12 protein-coding genes, 2 tRNA genes and 3 rRNA genes are annotated in these 17508 nt (G+C 43.4%); 3 read left to right on the top strand and 14 right to left on the bottom strand.

Translation table 11 applies throughout. The features are described from left to right. Positions 1–335 precede the first annotated feature (335 nt). Together groL and groES are read right to left on the bottom strand one after the other, a co-directional pair. Complete coding sequence (groL, locus tag KFZ56_RS04825) at positions 336–1976, bottom strand: chaperonin GroEL (RefSeq protein WP_222640601.1); 1641 nt, start codon at positions 1974–1976, stop codon at positions 336–338. 48 nt (positions 1977–2024) lie between these two features. Next, entirely contained in the window at positions 2025–2309 is a 285-nt protein-coding gene (groES, locus tag KFZ56_RS04820) for a co-chaperone GroES (RefSeq protein ID WP_222640599.1), read from the bottom strand. A 327-nt stretch (positions 2310–2636) separates the two neighbouring features. Between groES and KFZ56_RS04815 the strand changes: the two genes are divergently transcribed. Both KFZ56_RS04815 and KFZ56_RS04810 read left to right on the top strand, forming a co-directional pair. Further along, the gene (locus tag KFZ56_RS04815) at positions 2637–3350 is read left to right on the top strand and encodes a CPBP family intramembrane glutamic endopeptidase (protein ID WP_222640598.1); all 714 of its coding nucleotides are present in this window, start codon (positions 2637–2639) and stop codon (positions 3348–3350) included. Between the two features lie 3 nt (positions 3351–3353). Continuing rightward, on the top strand, positions 3354–3530 hold the full coding sequence (locus KFZ56_RS04810; RefSeq protein WP_222640597.1) for a DUF4305 domain-containing protein: 177 nt from the start codon (positions 3354–3356) through the stop codon (positions 3528–3530). Between the two features lie 154 nt (positions 3531–3684). On the opposite strand, the gene KFZ56_RS04805 is transcribed toward KFZ56_RS04810, so the two are convergent. Further along, positions 3685–4335, bottom strand: coding sequence for a redox-sensing transcriptional repressor Rex (locus KFZ56_RS04805; protein WP_222640596.1), 651 nt, complete (start codon positions 4333–4335; stop codon positions 3685–3687). A 133-nt stretch (positions 4336–4468) separates the two neighbouring features. On the opposite strand from KFZ56_RS04805, the gene abc-f reads away from it, so the two are divergent. After that, the gene (abc-f, locus tag KFZ56_RS04800) at positions 4469–6391 is read left to right on the top strand and encodes a ribosomal protection-like ABC-F family protein (RefSeq protein WP_222640595.1); all 1923 of its coding nucleotides are present in this window, start codon (positions 4469–4471) and stop codon (positions 6389–6391) included. A 100-nt stretch (positions 6392–6491) separates the two neighbouring features. On the opposite strand, the gene KFZ56_RS04795 is transcribed toward abc-f, so the two are convergent. The 11 genes from KFZ56_RS04795 to KFZ56_RS04745 form a co-directional block, all read right to left on the bottom strand. Continuing rightward, entirely contained in the window at positions 6492–7661 is a 1170-nt protein-coding gene (locus KFZ56_RS04795) for an FtsW/RodA/SpoVE family cell cycle protein (protein WP_222640594.1), read from the bottom strand. A 217-nt stretch (positions 7662–7878) separates the two neighbouring features. Then, on the bottom strand, positions 7879–8889 hold the full coding sequence (gene tsaD / locus KFZ56_RS04790) for a tRNA (adenosine(37)-N6)-threonylcarbamoyltransferase complex transferase subunit TsaD (RefSeq protein ID WP_222643899.1): 1011 nt from the start codon (positions 8887–8889) through the stop codon (positions 7879–7881). Further along, on the bottom strand, positions 8889–9335 hold the full coding sequence (gene rimI, locus KFZ56_RS04785) for a ribosomal protein S18-alanine N-acetyltransferase (protein WP_222640593.1): 447 nt from the start codon (positions 9333–9335) through the stop codon (positions 8889–8891). Before rimI ends, tsaD begins: the two co-directional genes overlap by 1 nt. Position 9336: 1 nt before the next feature. After that, positions 9337–10035 carry a tRNA (adenosine(37)-N6)-threonylcarbamoyltransferase complex dimerization subunit type 1 TsaB gene (gene tsaB / locus KFZ56_RS04780; RefSeq protein ID WP_222640592.1) on the bottom strand — a complete coding sequence of 233 codons (699 nt, stop codon included), beginning with the start codon at positions 10033–10035 and terminating at the stop codon, positions 9337–9339. A 30-nt stretch (positions 10036–10065) separates the two neighbouring features. Next, on the bottom strand, positions 10066–10530 hold the full coding sequence (gene tsaE / locus KFZ56_RS04775) for a tRNA (adenosine(37)-N6)-threonylcarbamoyltransferase complex ATPase subunit type 1 TsaE (RefSeq protein WP_222640590.1): 465 nt from the start codon (positions 10528–10530) through the stop codon (positions 10066–10068). 13 nt (positions 10531–10543) lie between these two features. Then, a complete protein-coding gene (gene thiL, locus KFZ56_RS04770; RefSeq protein WP_222640588.1) occupies positions 10544–11509 on the bottom strand; it encodes a thiamine-phosphate kinase in 966 nt (321 codons plus the stop codon). A gap of 325 nt (positions 11510–11834) precedes the next feature. Further along, positions 11835–11911 (bottom strand) — tRNA-Asp (locus tag KFZ56_RS04765). Positions 11912–12093: 182 nt separating this feature from the next. Then, positions 12094–12170 (bottom strand) — tRNA-Met (locus tag KFZ56_RS04760). An 89-nt stretch (positions 12171–12259) separates the two neighbouring features. Continuing rightward, positions 12260–12375: ribosomal RNA gene (gene rrf, locus KFZ56_RS04755) — 5S ribosomal RNA — on the bottom strand. Between the two features lie 163 nt (positions 12376–12538). Then, a 23S ribosomal RNA gene (locus tag KFZ56_RS04750) occupies positions 12539–15458 on the bottom strand. A 174-nt stretch (positions 15459–15632) separates the two neighbouring features. After that, a 16S ribosomal RNA gene (locus KFZ56_RS04745) occupies positions 15633–17204 on the bottom strand. Together the 16S, 23S and 5S rRNA genes with 2 tRNA genes alongside form the textbook arrangement of a ribosomal RNA operon. Positions 17205–17508: the final 304 nt, after the last annotated feature.

Here is a 17508-nt window from a genome sequence, read left to right as displayed (position 1 = left end):
AGTACATAAATTTATGTGCGTTTAATAAAAGTGTTGTTAATTAGAATATTAATTCAGGGGTTAACACGCTATAAAAAGTGGTGTAACAACGAAAAAAGGAGTGCTCAACGCTATTGTTATTTGCACTCCTAATATTATGTTATTTAATATCTTCTCTTCCATAATTGAACACATTATTGTATTGAGGCGTTTTCGATAAAATAAAGTCGCACCCTCTCATAAGAGAATGCGACTTAACGAAAATCGAATTTTAATCATAAAATGTTAGTTTTTCATGAATTCGCCTTTTATAAAAAGCCTAAATCCTTGTTAAATCAAGGTTTATGGGCGATGATTTACATCATGCCGCCCATTCCACCCATGCCGCCCATGTCAGGCATTCCACCGCCGGCAGCGCCGCCGTCTTCTTCAGCCTTGTCAGCGACTACAGCTTCAGTAGTTAAGAACATAGCTGCTACGGATGCTGCGTTTTGCAGTGCATAACGTACCACTTTTGCAGGGTCAACAATTCCGGCGTCAACCATGTTTACCCATTGTACATTGGCAGCGTCGTACCCTATGCCAACATCTTCGCCTTTGAGACGCTCAACGACAATGGATCCTTCTAGACCAGCATTGTGGGCAATTTGACGTACAGGCTCTTCCAGTGCACGAAGGACGATGCTGGCACCTGTTGATTCATCACCTTCAAGTGTTAAATCTTTTACTTCTTTATAAACATTCACAAGTGCTGTACCACCGCCGGATACGATACCTTCCTCAACTGCTGCACGTGTAGAGTTTAAGGCATCTTCAATGCGTAGTTTACGCTCTTTCAATTCTGTTTCCGTTGCAGCACCGACTTTGATCACTGCTACACCACCAGCTAATTTAGCCAGGCGCTCTTGTAATTTTTCTTTATCAAAATCAGAAGTCGTTTCTTCTGCTTGTGCACGGATTTGTCCAACACGAGAAGAAATTGTTTCTGGATTTCCGGATCCTTCTACAATAGTCGTGTGTTCTTTGGTTACAACTACTTTAGAAGCACGGCCTAATTGTTCCATTTCTGTAGCTTTCAAATCCAGTCCGAGATCCTCTGTAATGACTTCTGCACCGGTTAATGTTGCGATGTCTTCAAGCATTGCTTTACGACGGTCACCAAAGCCTGGTGCTTTTACGGCAACAACATTAAATGTACCGCGAAGCTTGTTCAGCACTAGTGTTGCAAGAGCTTCACCTTCTACATCTTCAGCAATTAAAAGTAATGGTTTACTTTGTTGTACAACTTGCTCAAGAATAGGTAGAATTTCCTGGATGTTGCCGATTTTTTTGTCGGTAATTAAAATATATGGATCTTCTAACTCTGCTTCCATTTTGTCCTGGTCTGTAACCATGTACGGGGAAGTATAGCCACGGTCAAATTGCATACCTTCTACAACTTCCAGTTCCGTGTTGAATCCTTTGGACTCTTCAATAGTGATAACGCCGTCATTGCCAACGCGTTCCATTGCTTCAGAAATCAGGCTCCCTACTTCTTCGTCACTGGACGAAACGGATGCAACCTGGGCAATGGACTCTTTGCTGTCAATTGGCTCTGCAATAGTTTTCAGTTCATTAACAGCGACTTCTACTGCCTTTTCAATTCCGCGACGGATACCGACTGGATTTGCACCTGAAGTTACGTTTTTCAAGCCTTCTGTGATCATTGCTTGTGCAAGTACTGTAGCTGTTGTTGTACCGTCACCGGCAACGTCATTTGTTTTCGATGCAACTTCGGATACAAGTTGTGCACCCATATTTTCATATGCATCTTCCAGTTCGATTTCCTTGGCGATTGTTACACCATCATTGGTAATTAATGGGGAACCGAATTTTTTATCTAATACAACATTACGACCTCTTGGTCCAAGTGTTACTTTTACAGCATCTGCTAATGTATCTACACCACGAAGCATTGCGCGACGTGCGTCTTCATTAAATTTAAGTTCTTTAGCCATATGAACATTTCCTCCTTCAAATCTAGCTTTTAGAATTTTTATTAGTGCTTAGCTAATAACAGCTAAAATATCATTTTCACGAAGAATTAAGTATTCCTTGCCATCGTATTTCACTTCCGTACCTGCAAATTTGGAGAAAATAATCTCATCTCCTTGCGCAACTTCCGGTGCGACTTTTTCGCCATTATCCGTTACTTTCCCGGAACCAACTGCAATTACTTTCCCTTCTTGCGGTTTTTCCTGTGCGGAGTCTGGAAGTACAATACCGCTTGCCGTTTGTTCTTCTTGCTCAACAAGCTCGATGATTACGCGATCTCCTAGTGGTTTAATCATGAAATCTGCCTCCTTAATTCCATATCAATTTTGTTCATGTTAGCACTCTAATGACCCGAGTGCTAATCCCAATTTATATGATAAATAATTCAGCTTAAAAATGCAAGTATAATGTAAAAGTAATTTTTAGTTTAGTGCGACAAAGTTCGACAAATTGCAGGTGGTGAGGTGGCGCCCACAGGCACTTTTTCGGAGGGAATTCTTCGGAGGCTTGAGACATTCTGTTATTACCCGGGGGAAAATTGTGTTAAAATGTATGATTGTAAATAGATCTTTCGGTGAGACATACACTAGTAGTACATATATTTTAAAAGGAGTCGTTATATTTTGCCTAAACGATATTGGTGGATCATTGTTACCTATCTCATTATGCAGTTTTCCGGTCTTATTTTTGCGCCGATTCTGTACATACTTCTCCCTATAAGTTATGTCCAGGCTAGTATTTATTGGTCAATTATAAGTTTTGTCTTGGCACTTGTAATTGTGCTTGTCTTATTAAGGCCTGATATGAAAGCCGGAAATGCGCGTAATGCCGCATCCACCGTAGCGATAATTGGGTGGTGCATACTGGGAGTATTTATGGCTTTCTTCGCCCAGAGTATTGCTGCTGCAATTGAAACGTATCTGCTTGGAATCGACCCGGGTTCGGAGAATACACAACAAATCATGGATATTGCACGTGCTTTGCCAATTTTCATGATTATCCCTGCGATAATAGCACCTGTACTAGAAGAAATTATCTTTCGTAAAATTATTTTTGGCCAATTTTATGCGAAGACGAACTTCTTTATCGCGGCATTGTTGTCTGCTTTAATATTCGGGATCATTCATTTAGATCCTACACACCTCCTGGTTTACGCTTCCATGGGATTTGTCTTTGCATTTCTCTACGTGCAGACCAAGCGAATTCTTGTACCCATTATCGTACACGCGGCAATGAATACGATTGTCGTGATCGTACAATTCGGAGTGGATCCGGAAGACTTGGAGCGTATGCAGCAAGAACTTGAACAGATGCAGATGATCTTTTTAGGAGGTTAACTTATGGGTATGGCAATCATTTACTTTGCCATGGGTATTGGCTTCATATATCTTGCCATTCATTATGGCGATTCAACATGGGATTTAACAAGTCTCATTTTCGCAGTTGTTGCTACACTTGATTTCGGCGTAGGATTTAAAATGATATCCGACCATTTTCGCTCGAAGAATAAGAAGTAACAGAGAACACGTAGATTCAGCATTTTAAGATTTTATCCAGGGATACGAATCCATTGATTTGTATCCCTATTGGTGTGTAAAATACGAGATTTCGTTTGCAGGACGCTCGATCGTTTCAATGCTCTACTCGATCGATATGGCACCACTCTTCCGCTTAAAATCCCTCTTCGCTATCGTTCTCCAAAGGATAATGCTTCAAGAAGTAAACCAGCGCCTGTAACTCAACAGCCAGATCAATATGATGTACGCGAATGTAAGGTGGTACCGTCAGGCGTGCAGGTGTAAAATTAAGAATTCCCTTTATTCCTTTTTCCACTAATCGTCCTGTAATCAACTCGGCTTCACTTGCGGGTATGGTTAAAATCACAACTTGGATATCCTCCATTTTCGTTTCCAAATCATCTATATGATGAATGGGCACACCGCCAATATCTGTCCCCGCTTTATCTCTGTCTGTATCAAAAGCCATTTTAATCCGGATATTGTTGTTTTTCATAAAATTATAATGTAAAAAAGCCGTTCCTAAATTCCCTACACCAATTAAAGCTACATCCGTCACCTCATCTTGATCCAATGTCTTACGGAAAAATCCAAGCAAATATTCTATATTGTAGCCGTAGCCTTTTTTACCTAATGCACCAAAATAGGAGAAGTCTCTTCGTATGGTTGCTGAGTCTACTTTTACCGCCTCACTAAGTTCCTTTGAAGAAACGCGTGATTTCCCTTGATGGTTTAAATTGTTTAAAAAACGATAATATAAAGGTAAACGCTTCGCTGTTGCCTGTGGTATCTTATTTTGATCCATTATTATTCCTCTCTTCATTCGAAATTATCTATCCCCTATTTTAGCAGAAAAGTAAGAGAAAGTCGTGATTAATTTCACAATTGTTGCGAGCTTAATTCCCAATACGATACACTAGGAGGGATGAGGTGAGAAGATGATCGTAATGCAATTAAATGAGCTCTCGAAATCTTTCGGAGCTGATGAAATTTTATCAAATGTAAAACTTGAAGTGAAAAGTAATGATCGAATAGCAATCGTTGGTAGAAACGGTTCGGGTAAATCAACATTATTAAAAATCATGTCTGGGGAACTAACCTATGATGAAGGGGAATTATTTAAACCCAAAAATCTTACAATCGGATATTTATCGCAACATACCGCTTTAGATTCCGTCCAAACAATCTGGGATGAAATGGCTGATGTATTTCAGCAGCTAACCGAAATGGAGCAGGAACTGCGGGCGATGGAAAAGAAAATGGAACAGGCATCAGCACTTTCGGATGCGCATTATGAAAAACTCTTGCAAGACTATGATAACCTGCAGCAAGCTTTTCAAAACAAGGGCGGGTACACCTATGAAGCAGATATAAAGGCAGTGCTGACCGGCTTGAATTTTCAGGATTATGATTATAACACGCCTATAAATGAACTTAGCGGCGGGCAAAAAACGCGTCTTGCTTTAGGACAGCTTTTACTAAAAAAACCGGACCTTCTCCTATTGGATGAACCAACAAACCATTTGGATATTGATACACTTGGATGGTTGGAAAATTATCTTATGAGCTATCCCGGCGCAGTAGTAATCGTTTCTCACGATCGTTATTTTCTCGATAAAACAGTAGCTATTATTTATGAAATTTCACGTCATAAAACGAAGAAATATCATGGAAGCTACAGTAAATACCTAGAGCAAAAAGCGATTGATTATGAAAAAGAATTACAGGAATACGAGAAACAGCAAACTGAGATTAACAGGATGGAAGATTTCATCCAGCGTAACATTGCGCGTGCATCAACAACCAAACGTGCACAAAGCCGAAGAAAACAACTGCAGAAAATGGAAAAAATGGATAAACCATTGGGCCAAGAAGCCTCTGCTAACTTCTCTTTCCAAATTCATAGACAAAGCGGCAATGATGTCTTAAAAATAGACGATCTAACATTTCGTTATGAGGAAGAAAGTAATGATTTGTTTTCCAATGTGACCTTACATGTAAACCGGGGGGAGCGAATTGCCTTGATCGGTCCTAATGGTGTTGGGAAGACAACCTTGCTTAAAGCAATTGTAGGAAGCGTGAAACCTACCAGTGGCCACATCCAACCAGGGACGAATGTGCAAATCGGATATTATGATCAGGAGCAGGCAAATTTATCCTCTTCCAAGACAGTCCTGCATGAGTTATGGGACGATTATCCAAATGTTGATGAGAAGGATATTCGAACCGTTTTAGGAAATTTCTTGTTTTCCGGTGATGATGTGCTAAAACTTGTTCATTCCCTAAGCGGTGGGGAGAAGGCACGTCTTGCGTTAGCTAAATTAATGATGCAAAAAGCGAATCTCTTAATTTTGGATGAACCGACAAATCACCTAGACATTGATAGTAAAGAAGTTCTGGAAGCAGCTTTGATTGATTTTCCAGGGACCATCATTTTTGTATCCCATGACCGTTATTTTATTAACAAAATAACAGATCAAGTTGTCGAAATGCTCTCCCGTGGTGTAACCATCTATTTGGGAGATTATGATTATTATATAGAAAAGAAGCAAGAAGAAGCGGAAATAGCCAGACTTCAGCAAACAGAGGAAACTGTCCAGAAAACCGAACAGAAGAAACGGAGCTTTCAAGAAGATAAACAAACGCAGCGGGAAGAAAGGAAAAAACAGCGCCGTATCACTGAACTTGAAGAAACCATTGAAAACCTGGAACTCGAAATTACCAAACTGGAAGAAAAAATGACCGAACCAGAGAACTACCAGGATCATGAAAAAGCACTGGAGCTCACCAAACAAACAAGTGAGCTTAAACAGCAAGTTGATCCGCTAATAGAAGAATGGACCGCACTGCAGGAAGACTAACGTAAAAAGGCCACATGATTTTTATTATGTGGCCTCCTCTTGTTCTCGTCTAGGAAATTATAAAATTTGTGAGTTGTGTATAACTTAGTTGCCTTTGTTCCTATTTAAAAAGATAATCACTTTGTATTGTGTGTTCCACTGCTACGCGGTAGACAACTCCATACCCAAGCATGGTGGATAAAACAGAACTACCGCCATAGCTGATTAGTAGTAGCGGAATACCGGTAACCGGCATAATACCAATTGTCATACCTATATTTTGAAATACATGTACCAGCATTAAACTGAAATAGCCAAAACAAAGATATGCAGCAAACGGCGAATATTTGAATGTATTTAAACCTAGCGTAATCAGCTTATATAACAGCATAAAATACAAGAAGATGACAATGGCACTCCCTATAAATCCAAAGCTTTCCCCAATAACAGAAAAGATGAAATCCGTATGTGCCTCTGGATATGGTACTTCCAAACCACCCAGGCCTTTGCCAAATAGATTTCCGGATCCCAACCCCATATGGGCTTGATCAAAATGCCAGGTAGCATCACTTGCAGGCTGTGTCGGGTCAAACCAGGTCAATATCCTATCCACCTGATAAGGCTCAATTCCAACCTCCGCAGATAGTTCAGGAAATTGAATAACAAATGTAAAAGCTGCAGCAATAACTGCTAAACTACCAATAATTAACGTTGCAATGATCTTCCAGTCGATTCCGGATAAAATAATAATGACACCCACAATAAATAAATAAACCATCGCTGTTCCGAAATCAGGCTGCTTCATAATCAAGGCAACCGGGATAGCCGTAATCGCAAGTAATTTGAGCAATAAATAGCCATCTGTTTTCAATGTATTTACTTCAAATTTTGTTTTATGCCTACTTATCGTCGCTGCCAAGAATATAATGGTAGAAATCTTGGCAAATTCAGCAGGTTGCATGGAAACACCAAATAACTGGAACCAGCTTTTAGCACCATTAACCGGTTGCGCAATACTATTCGGACTCACTAACAATACAGCAAGAACGAGCACGCCGAGCCCGTAGATAAAAATGCTTGCCTTATATAGTTGGTCCATATCAATGAATTGAATGGCAGCTACAAAACAAGCACCGATACTAAACCAGAAGACCTGCTGAAGAACAAAATTACTCCCCTCATTTTGTTCGAGCTGCTGTACATTATATATCGCAAGTAAACTAAAACAAGCAAATAATATAAATAAAAATATAAAATCACTTTGTATATAATAAGATTGCCTTTTAGACATAGCAATACCACCAAATTTCTTTTCGCTTCATCAAGCATTGATTAGTTTTCGTAATCCACAGGCCTACTTCATTAAAAATAGCCTTAACGTCAGTTGTTAACAAAGTTATGCACATTGTCCACATCATTTCTAGATTTTACCCACATTTTTCATCCACAAATCCACCCTAATCCCAGCAGGTTTCATCATTTTCATCCACAGGGATGTGAATAACTTGTTAATGTAATTCCAAAGAAGCATGTGCATTAAGATCCAGTTCTGATCGTTTTTCCTGTTCGTAAGCAACCGCTCCAGCAGCAGCAATCATTGCCGCATTATCCGTACATAATTGCAATGGCGGAATTAACAGTGGTATTTCCGCTCGGGCAAATTGCTCTTCCATAGCGGTTCTCAAACCTTTATTTGCAGCTACACCACCAGCAACAATGACTTGTTTCACGTTATGTGCTTTCGCTGCTTTTACGGTTTTTGCTGTCAATACATCGACGACACTTGCCTGAAAACTAGCGGCAATGTCCGCTGCTTTTAATTCATCGCCACGCTGCTTCCCATTGTGGATCGTATTAATAACGGAAGACTTTAGTCCACTAAAACTAAAATCATAACTTCCCTCGTCTAACCATGCCCGTGGAAATGTTATACTTTCCTCCCCCTCGGCAGCTAAACGATCAATCCCCGGACCACCTGGATATGGTAAATCAAGCATTCGAGCAACTTTATCATAAGCCTCTCCAGCCGCGTCATCACGTGTTTCGCCAATCAATTCATAATTCCCATGATCCCGCATCAAGACAAGCTCTGTATGACCTCCCGAGACGATTAGCGCAAGTAGTGGAAACTCAAATTCCTGTTCCAGTCGATTTGCGTAAATATGTCCAGCGATGTGATGTACACCGACTAGGGGTTTTTGCTTTGCGAAAGCTGCGCCCTTTGCAGCATTGACGCCGACAAGTAATGCTCCTACGAGACCCGGACCTTCCGTAACAGCGATGGCATCAATCGATTCCCATGTTACCTCAGCTTCTGCAAAGGCCTGTTCTAATACGATTGTCATTTGCTCCACATGGTGCCTTGAGGCGATTTCCGGAACAACTCCGCCAAACCGACGATGGCTTTCAATCTGTGAGGCAACTACATTTGATACTATTTCCGTACCATTTTTAACAATAGCTGCAGCTGTTTCATCACAGCTTGTTTCGATTCCTAATATATACACATCTTTTTCCATTATAAATTCACCCACATTACGATAGCGTCCTCCTGATCATCCGCATAATATTTTTCTCGGATACCACCAGGAACAAGTCCAAATTTACGGTACATTTTTTGTGCAATTCTATTTGATTTTCTCACTTCGAGGGACAAACGAGCAACCCCTAATGTTATGGCAAATTGGAGAATGTAACTGAAAAGCATTTCCCCAAATTTTTGCCCACGATAGGCAGGTATAACAGCAACATTCGTAATTTGCATGTCGTCGACGACGATCCATGCCCCAATGTAACCAATTATTTTGCCATCCAATTCCATAACGAAATAAAAAGCATGCTTATTATCCAAAAGTTCCTGATAAAAAATATCCGGTGGCCAAGGAGTTGCGAATGTTGCTTTTTCTACTTCCATGACCTGATCTACATCGGCAATTTCCATTTTCCGAATAAGCCTTTCTCCCATTTTACGTTCTTTCCTTTTGTTGCTTTTTCCAATTGGCTTCAGCCTCTGCCAATCGCAGGTAATTGGGCGTTAATGTATGCACGTTATCAGGCTCACGGTTCCTACCTGCCAGTGCTAAATAGGACGGCTTAGCAACATGATAAGGGCCTTCAGGTATAACTGCAAGTTCGCCTAAGCTTTCGGTAATCGCTTTTTGATGTAATGAAATATCCGGACTCAAGAAGAGTACGCTTCGTCCCTCTTCAGCAAGCATGTTTAGATATTCCTTCATTAAACAATTTCTTTCTTCGTATACTGTTTCAAGCTTGTTATTTCCCCATGTATACAAACCGGTATAAACCAACCCGCGTCGCGCATCAAAAAACGGGCAAATGGTACCATTAAAAAAACGCCCCTGAAAGCCAATGGCTTCCAGGCTAGATACACCCACGATTGGGGTCTGTAATGCCCAGGCAAGCGATTTTGCAGTTGCAACACCAATTCGAACTCCCGTATAAGAACCAGGACCTTTTGCTACAACAATTTTATCTAACTGTTCTGGTGTCATTTGCACTTCTTTCATTAGTTTATCAATTGCCGGCATTAATCGTACAGAGTGATTTTTTGCTAAATTCGTAACCAGTTCACCTGTTATTTGATCATCTTTCATGATGGCAACACCCAATACGTGATTCGATGTATCGATTGCAAGTATATTCATTAAAACGTAACTCCTTATCGTTCCAGCCTTTTATAAATCTGAATGCATTAAAGCCTTAACCACCCATTGATAATGCTCACCAAAGGGAGTGAAATCGAAAGCTCTAGTATGCTCGTCTATATATTTGATCGTAATCATTAGTCGTTCGTTGGGTAGAAATTCTTCAATATACGTTGCCCATTCCACTACTGTAATGCCTTCTCCATCAAAATAGTCCTCAAAACCAATATCTTCATCGGAATCTTCTAAGCGATAAGCATCCATGTGATACAAAGGCAGTTCACCTTCATATTCTTTTACTATCGTAAACGTCGGGCTGTTAATTGTTCGTTTAATCCCTAGTCCTGTTCCAAGTCCTTTTGTAAACGTGGTTTTCCCTGCACCGAGTTCACCATCTAGTGTGATTAAGTCACCAGGCTTTAGCAATTCAGCTAACGTTTGAGCCAATCGTGTAGTTTCTAAAGCAGTATATGTTTTTAGTTGATAATCACTCATTAAGACACCTACCTCAAATGGAATGGGTATATCCCCTTTTGTATATGCGCTTGCGCTTATTATGTTGAACTAAAAATACGCTACCATTATCTTCATCTACGGTGACGTAGCCTATTTTAGAAATTCTCGTATTCGTTTCATCAGCAATTTCTTTCACTATTTCCCAATCCTGGATTGAGACAGTTCCTAATAGTTCAAAGTCCTCCCCGCCATAGAGTTTCCACTTATGCTGCAGATCCTCCGTAAATTGCTGCATAGATTTACTTGTCGGGATAAAGTTATCATACAACGTTATCGTAACCTGGGAGGCCTCCGCAATTTCAGCTGTTTCACTCGCAAGTCCATCACTAATATCATTCAAAGCCACACGAGATAACTTTTTTAAACGTTTTGCAAATTCAACGCTGGGACTTGGTAATTGATGTCTCCTGATAAAGTAATCCGAATCCGTATAGTCACCTGGCGTTGTCAATATATGATATCCCGCTTGGGAATCTCCTAATGTACCTGTAACAAATACAATATCTCCGGCACAAGCGGTACTACGATAACGAGCTCTTTCTTGTTCCACATAACCAAAAACCGTTACGGATAGGGTAAGCTCATTGCCAGACACTGTATCTCCACCAATTAAATCCATCTTGTAAAAAGAAGCCAGTTCTTTCATTCCAGAGAATATTTGGGCCAATTCTTGATCAGACCATGATTTTGGAATTACAATGGAAACGAGGTAAAAAGCAGGTGTAGCTCCCATTGCCGCCAAATCACTGATATTGGCTGCAAGTGCACGATAACCAACATGAAAAGCCTCCATTGTATCTTTGGAAAAATGGACATCTTCTACAAAGGTATCTACAGCAGTCACAATGTCCTGTGCATGCTGACGAAAAACAGCTGCATCATCGCCGATTCCTTTCAATAAGGTTGACTGCTTATAAAACTGTTGTTTAATCGACTCTATAAATGAAAATTCATCCATCATTTATCACCATTTCGTTTTAACAGTACTATACCAATAATAGCAAAAAGATAGCAAAAAAGAAAAAATAATCGATAACAACAGGAAATTATTTGCTGGAAATGGCATGGAGATATTTGAAATAAGACGATTGGAAGGAGAGTTAAGTTCAAATGAGAGGTGTATTAGTTAGAAGAGAATTTCCCTTATGTATGTTTAGCAAATAGTAATGTATCAAACGTTCCGATTTATATAAGTACAAGCTAGGGAACATCAAGTTTACTAATATAAAAAAACACATCAATTTCTTAAAGAAATCATGTGTAGATAAGCAACTTTTTTTAAATGGCGGTCCGGACGGGACTCGAACCCGCGACCTCCTGCGTGACAGGCAGGCATTCTAACCAACTGAACTACCGGACCAAATATGACTAACTTATTTGGATATATTAACTATGCTTTTATTCATGAGAAATTGTAATTCGATTTAGTCAGTTAGCGCATTTGGATAGCATCAAAACATGCTAATATTTTCAACTAGCAAGTTAGTTGAAATATTCGCTTGCACTCAAGTACATATACCTTCATAAGTACCTGAAATAATTTGGTTGCGGGGGCAGGATTTGAACCTACGACCTCTGGGTTATGAGCCCAACGAGCTACCAGACTGCTCCACCCCGCGATATAAATAAGAAATAAAAATCATTATTTTTTGCAAGAATACATATAATAACACTTTTAATTATACTATCAGAATGTTATATATGTAAAGCCTGGCGGCGTCCTACTCTTGCAGGGGCAAAGCCCCAACTACCATCGGCGCTGGAGAGCTTAACTGCTGTGTTCGGCATGGGAACAGGTGTGACCTCTCCGCTATGACTACCAGACCTAACGGCTTACGTGGTTTTGTCTCTTTCTTATCAGCACTTCCTTATGGAAAAGGAAAGACAAGATATATTATAGGCATTTCCAAACGAAAATGCAAGGGTTTTATGCATTTATACCCTAAAAACTAAATAAGAGTGTTCGTAACGTACATCTAAAAGCCATTTAGTTAAGTCCTCGATCGATTAGTATTCGTCAGCTGCACGTGTCACCACGCTTCCACCTCGAACCTATCTACCTCATCGTCTCTGAGGGATCTTACTCACTTGATGTGATGGGAAGTCTCATCTAGAGGGTGGCTTCATGCTTAGATGCTTTCAGCACTTATCCGTGCCACACGTAGCTACCCAGCCATGCTCCTGGCGGAACAACTGGTACACCAGCGGTGTGTCCATCCCGGTCCTCTCGTACTAAGGACAGCTCCTCTCAAACTTCCAACGCCCACGACGGATAGGGACCGAACTGTCTCACGACGTTCTGAACCCAGCTCGCGTACCGCTTTAATGGGCGAACAGCCCAACCCTTGGGACCGACTACAGCCCCAGGATGCGATGAGCCGACATCGAGGTGCCAAACCTCCCCGTCGATGTGAACTCTTGGGGGAGATAAGCCTGTTATCCCCGGGGTAGCTTTTATCCGTTGAGCGATGGCCCTTCCATACGGAACCACCGGATCACTAAGCCCGACTTTCGTCCCTGCTCGACTTGTAGGTCTCGCAGTCAAGCTCCCTTCTGCCTTTACACGCTACGAATGATTTCCAACCATTCTGAGGGAACCTTTGGGCGCCTCCGTTACACTTTAGGAGGCGACCGCCCCAGTCAAACTGCCTACCTGACACTGTCTCCGAACCGGATCACGGTTCTGGGTTAGAAGGTGCGTGCAGCCAGGGTGGTATCCCACGGGTGCCTCCTCGTAAGCTAGCGCTCACGATTCTAAGGCTCCCACCTATCCTGTACAAGCTGCACGAACATTCAATATCAGGCTACAGTAAAGCTCCACGGGGTCTTTCCGTCCTGTCGCGGGTAATGCGCATCTTCACGCATAGTATAATTTCACCGGGTCTCTCGTTGAGACAGTGCCCAAGTCGTTGCACCTTTCGTGCGGGTCGGAACTTACCCGACAAGGAATTTCGCTACCTTAGGACCGTTATAGTTACGGCCGCCGTTTACTGGGGCTTCGGTTCTACGCTTCGCTCAAAAGCTAACGTTTCCCCTTAACCTTCCAGCACCGGGCAGGTGTCAGCCCCTATACTTCGCCTTGCGGCTTCGCAGAGACCTGTGTTTTTGATAAACAGTCGCTTGGGCCTATTCACTGCGGCTCACTACTCGTGAGCACCCCTTCTCCCGAAGTTACGGGGTCATTTTGCCGAGTTCCTTAACGAGAGTTCTCCCGCTCACCTTAGGATTCTCTCCTCGCCTACCTGTGTCGGTTTGCGGTACGGGCACCTATGACCTCACTAGAGGCTTTTCTTGGCAGTGTGAAATCAGGAACTTCGGTACTTTATTTCCCTCCCCATCACAAGTCACGTTAGCGTTGGACGGATTTGCCTATCCAACTCGCTCCCTGCTTGGGCGCACCATTCCATCGGTGCGCTTTCCTTATCCTCCTGCGTCCCCCCCATCATTCTAACAGTCATGAGGTGGTACAGGAATATCTACCTGTTGGCCATCGCCTACGCCTTTCGGCCTCGGCTTAGGTCCCGACTAACCCTGAGAGGACGAGCCTTCCTCAGGAAACCTTAGGCTTTCGGTGAAAGAGATTCTCACTCTTTTTTCGCTACTCATACCGGCATTCTCACTTCCAAGCGCTCCACCAGTCCTCACGGTCTGACTTCCCAGCACTTGGAACGCTCTCCTACCATTGTTCGAAGAACAATCCGCAGCTTCGGTGATACGTTTAGCCCCGGTACATTTTCGGCGCAGCGTCACTCGACCAGTGAGCTATTACGCACTCTTTCAATGATGGCTGCTTCTAAGCCAACATCCTGGTTGTCTGAGCAACGCCACATCCTTTTCCACTTAACGTATACTTAGGGACCTTAGCTGGCGGTCTGGGCTGTTTCCCTTTCGACTATGAACCTTATCACCCATAGTCTGACTCCCAAGGTCAAGTAACTGGCATTCGGAGTTTGACTGAATTCGGTAACCCGGTGAGGGCCCCTCGTCCAATCAGTGCTCTACCTCCAGTACTCATCCCTTGAGGCTAGCCCTAAAGCTATTTCGGAGAGAACCAGCTATCTCCGTGTTCGATTGGCATTTCACCCCTACCCACACCTCATCCCCGCATTTTTCAACATACGTGGGTTCGGGCCTCCAGTCAGTGTTACCTGACCTTCACCCTGGACATGGGTAGATCACACGGTTTCGGGTCTACGACCACATACTCGCATACGCCCTGTTCAGACTCGCTTTCGCTGCGGCTCCGTGTCTTCCACTTAACCTCGCATGGGATCGTAACTCGCCGGTCCATTCTACAAAAGGTACGCCGTCACCCATTAACGGGCTTCGACTACTTGTAAGCGCACGGTTTCAGGTTCTCTTTCACTCCCCTTCCGGGGTACTTTTCACCTTTCCCTCACGGTACTGGTTCACTATCGGTCACGAGGGAGTATTTAGCCTTGGGAGATGGTCCTCCCGGATTCCGACGGAATTTCTCGTGTTCCGCCGTACTCAGGATACACTCCGGAGAAAATGCTCTTTCGATTACAGGGCTCTTACCTCCTATGGCTGATCGTTCCAGATCGATTCATCTAAAGCATTTTTTGGTAACTCCGTAGGAGTGTCCTACAACCCCGAAAAGCTTGCTTTTCGGTTTGGGCTGATTCCGTTTCGCTCGCCGCTACTTGGGAAATCGCTTTTGCTTTCTGTTCCTCCGGGTACTGAGATGTTTCAGTTCCCCGGGTGTGCCTCATCTATCCTATGTATTCAGACAGACGTCCTGTTCCATTACGAACAGGGGGTTTCCCCATTCGGAAATTCCCGGATCAACGTTTACTTACAACTCCCCGGGACATATCGGCGTTAGTCCCGTCCTTCTTCGGCTCCTCGTACCTAGGCATCCACCGTGCGCTCTTGTTCACTTAACTAAATCTTGCTTTGTTTCAAAAGCACATTCATGTTTTGATGTCGTTCGTACTCTTATTTAGTTTTCAAGGTACAAATAGAGAGATTTGCTCTCTCAAAACTGAACCAAACAACCATGTATGTCTCCACCAAAAGATCTGAAATAGATCGCTCGGCGTTTCCGTTTCTATCCTTAGAAAGGAGGTGATCCAGCCGCACCTTCCGATACGGCTACCTTGTTACGACTTCACCCCAATCATTGGCCCCACCTTCGGCGGCTGACTCACGCAAAGCGTGTTACCTCACCGACTTCGGGTGTTGCTAACTCTCGTGGTGTGACGGGCGGTGTGTACAAGGCCCGGGAACGTATTCACCGCGGCATGCTGATCCGCGATTACTAGCGATTCCGGCTTCATGCAGGCGAGTTGCAGCCTGCAATCCGAACTGAGAATGGTTTTATGGGATTTGCTTAGCGTTGCCGCTTCGCTGCCCTTTGTTCCATCCATTGTAGCACGTGTGTAGCCCAGGTCATAAGGGGCATGATGATTTGACGTCATCCCCACCTTCCTCCGGTTTGTCACCGGCAGTCAAATTAGAGTGCCCAACTCAATGCTGGCAACTAATCTCAAGGGTTGCGCTCGTTACGGGACTTAACCCAACATCTCACGACACGAGCTGACGACAACCATGCACCACCTGTCACTCTGTCCCCGAAGGGAACTCGGTATCTCTACCGATCGCAGAGGATGTCAAGACCTGGTAAGGTTCTTCGCGTTGCTTCGAATTAAACCACATGCTCCACCGCTTGTGCGGGCCCCCGTCAATTCTTTTGAGTTTCAGCCTTGCGGCCGTACTCCCCAGGCGGAGTGCTTAATGCGTTAACTTCAGCACGAAGGGGCGGAAACCCCCTAACACCTAGCACTCATCGTTTACGGCGTGGACTACCAGGGTATCTAATCCTGTTCGCTCCCCACGCTTTCGCTCCTCAGCGTCAGTTACAGACCAGAGAGTCGCCTTCGCCACTGGTGTTCCTCCACATCTCTACGCATTTCACCGCTACACGTGGAATTCCACTCTCCTCTTCTGTACTCAAGTCCTCCAGTTTCCAATGACCGCTCACGGTTGAGCCGCAAGATTTCACATCAGACTTAAAAGACCGCCTGCGAGCGCTTTACGCCCAATAATTCCGGACAACGCTTGCCCCCTACGTATTACCGCGGCTGCTGGCACGTAGTTAGCCGGGGCTTTCTGGTTAGGTACCGTCAAGGTACCGCCTTATTCAAACGATACTTGTTCTTCCCTAACAACAGAGTTTTACGATTCGAAAACCTTCATCACTCACGCGGCGTTGCACCGTCAGACTTTCGTCCATTGCGGATGATTCCCTACTGCTGCCTCCCGTAGGAGTCTGGGCCGTGTCTCAGTCCCAGTGTGGCCGATCACCCTCTCAGGTCGGCTACGCATCGTCGCCTTGGTGAGCTCTTATCTCACCAACTAGCTAATGCGCCGCGGGCCCATCTGATAGTGGCAGCATAAAAGCCGCCTTTCAACTTCTCATTAGGTAATCAAAAGTGTTATCCGGTATTAGCTCGCGTTTCCGCGAGTTATCCCCGTCTCTCAGGTAGGTTGCCCACGTGTTACTCACCCGTCCGCCGCTCGTTCCACAAGCGCAAACCCCGAAGGGTTGTTGCCTGCTTCCCGCGCTCGACTTGCATGTATTAGGCACGCCGCCAGCGTTCGTCCTGAGCCAAGATCAAACTCTCCATAAATAATGAAGTTTGTCTATCATTGACACCGATCAATGATATATCTTCGCTTTTCACATGGTTTCAAGGGTGAAATCAACCGTCCAGATGAACCATTGGACTTCGTGATTTCTTTCCTCTACCATCTGTTTGACATACTGGTTGTTTTGTTCAGTTTTCAAAGAGCAAATGCATATGTTGCTATAAGTTAGCAACTTAATTATTTTACCATACCCATTTCTCAAAGTCAATAACTTTCTTTTGAGAAACGAATATTTCACAACACCTCATAAAAAGGCGACCTAATTAATGTAACATATCGGCTACC

The sequence above is a fragment of the Virgibacillus sp. NKC19-3 genome (assembly GCF_019837165.1).
GTDB classification, from domain to species: domain Bacteria; phylum Bacillota; class Bacilli; order Bacillales; family Amphibacillaceae; genus Virgibacillus_L; species Virgibacillus_L saliphilus.
The sequence above is the reverse complement of the archived record's forward strand: the minus strand, read 5'-3'. Positions and strand labels throughout refer to the sequence as shown.

What these genes read in the sequence shown, in the direction of transcription:
- tsaB (WP_222640592.1), bottom strand. Translation starts at nt 10,035, where the DNA reads ATGAATATACTTGCAATCGATACATCGAATCACGTATTGGGTGTTGCC.
- tsaD (WP_222643899.1), bottom strand. Translation starts at nt 8,889, where the DNA reads ATGGAAAAAGATGTGTATATATTAGGAATCGAAACAAGCTGTGATGAA.
- groL (WP_222640601.1), bottom strand. Translation starts at nt 1,976, where the DNA reads ATGGCTAAAGAACTTAAATTTAATGAAGACGCACGTCGCGCAATGCTT.
- abc-f (WP_222640595.1), top strand. Translation starts at nt 4,469, where the DNA reads ATGATCGTAATGCAATTAAATGAGCTCTCGAAATCTTTCGGAGCTGAT.
- KFZ56_RS04805 (WP_222640596.1), bottom strand. Translation starts at nt 4,335, where the DNA reads ATGGATCAAAATAAGATACCACAGGCAACAGCGAAGCGTTTACCTTTA.
- tsaE (WP_222640590.1), bottom strand. Translation starts at nt 10,530, where the DNA reads ATGAGTGATTATCAACTAAAAACATATACTGCTTTAGAAACTACACGA.
- groES (WP_222640599.1), bottom strand. Translation starts at nt 2,309, where the DNA reads ATGATTAAACCACTAGGAGATCGCGTAATCATCGAGCTTGTTGAGCAA.
- thiL (WP_222640588.1), bottom strand. Translation starts at nt 11,509, where the DNA reads ATGGATGAATTTTCATTTATAGAGTCGATTAAACAACAGTTTTATAAG.
- KFZ56_RS04810 (WP_222640597.1), top strand. Translation starts at nt 3,354, where the DNA reads ATGGGTATGGCAATCATTTACTTTGCCATGGGTATTGGCTTCATATAT.
- rimI (WP_222640593.1), bottom strand. Translation starts at nt 9,335, where the DNA reads ATGGGAGAAAGGCTTATTCGGAAAATGGAAATTGCCGATGTAGATCAG.
- KFZ56_RS04795 (WP_222640594.1), bottom strand. Translation starts at nt 7,661, where the DNA reads ATGTCTAAAAGGCAATCTTATTATATACAAAGTGATTTTATATTTTTA.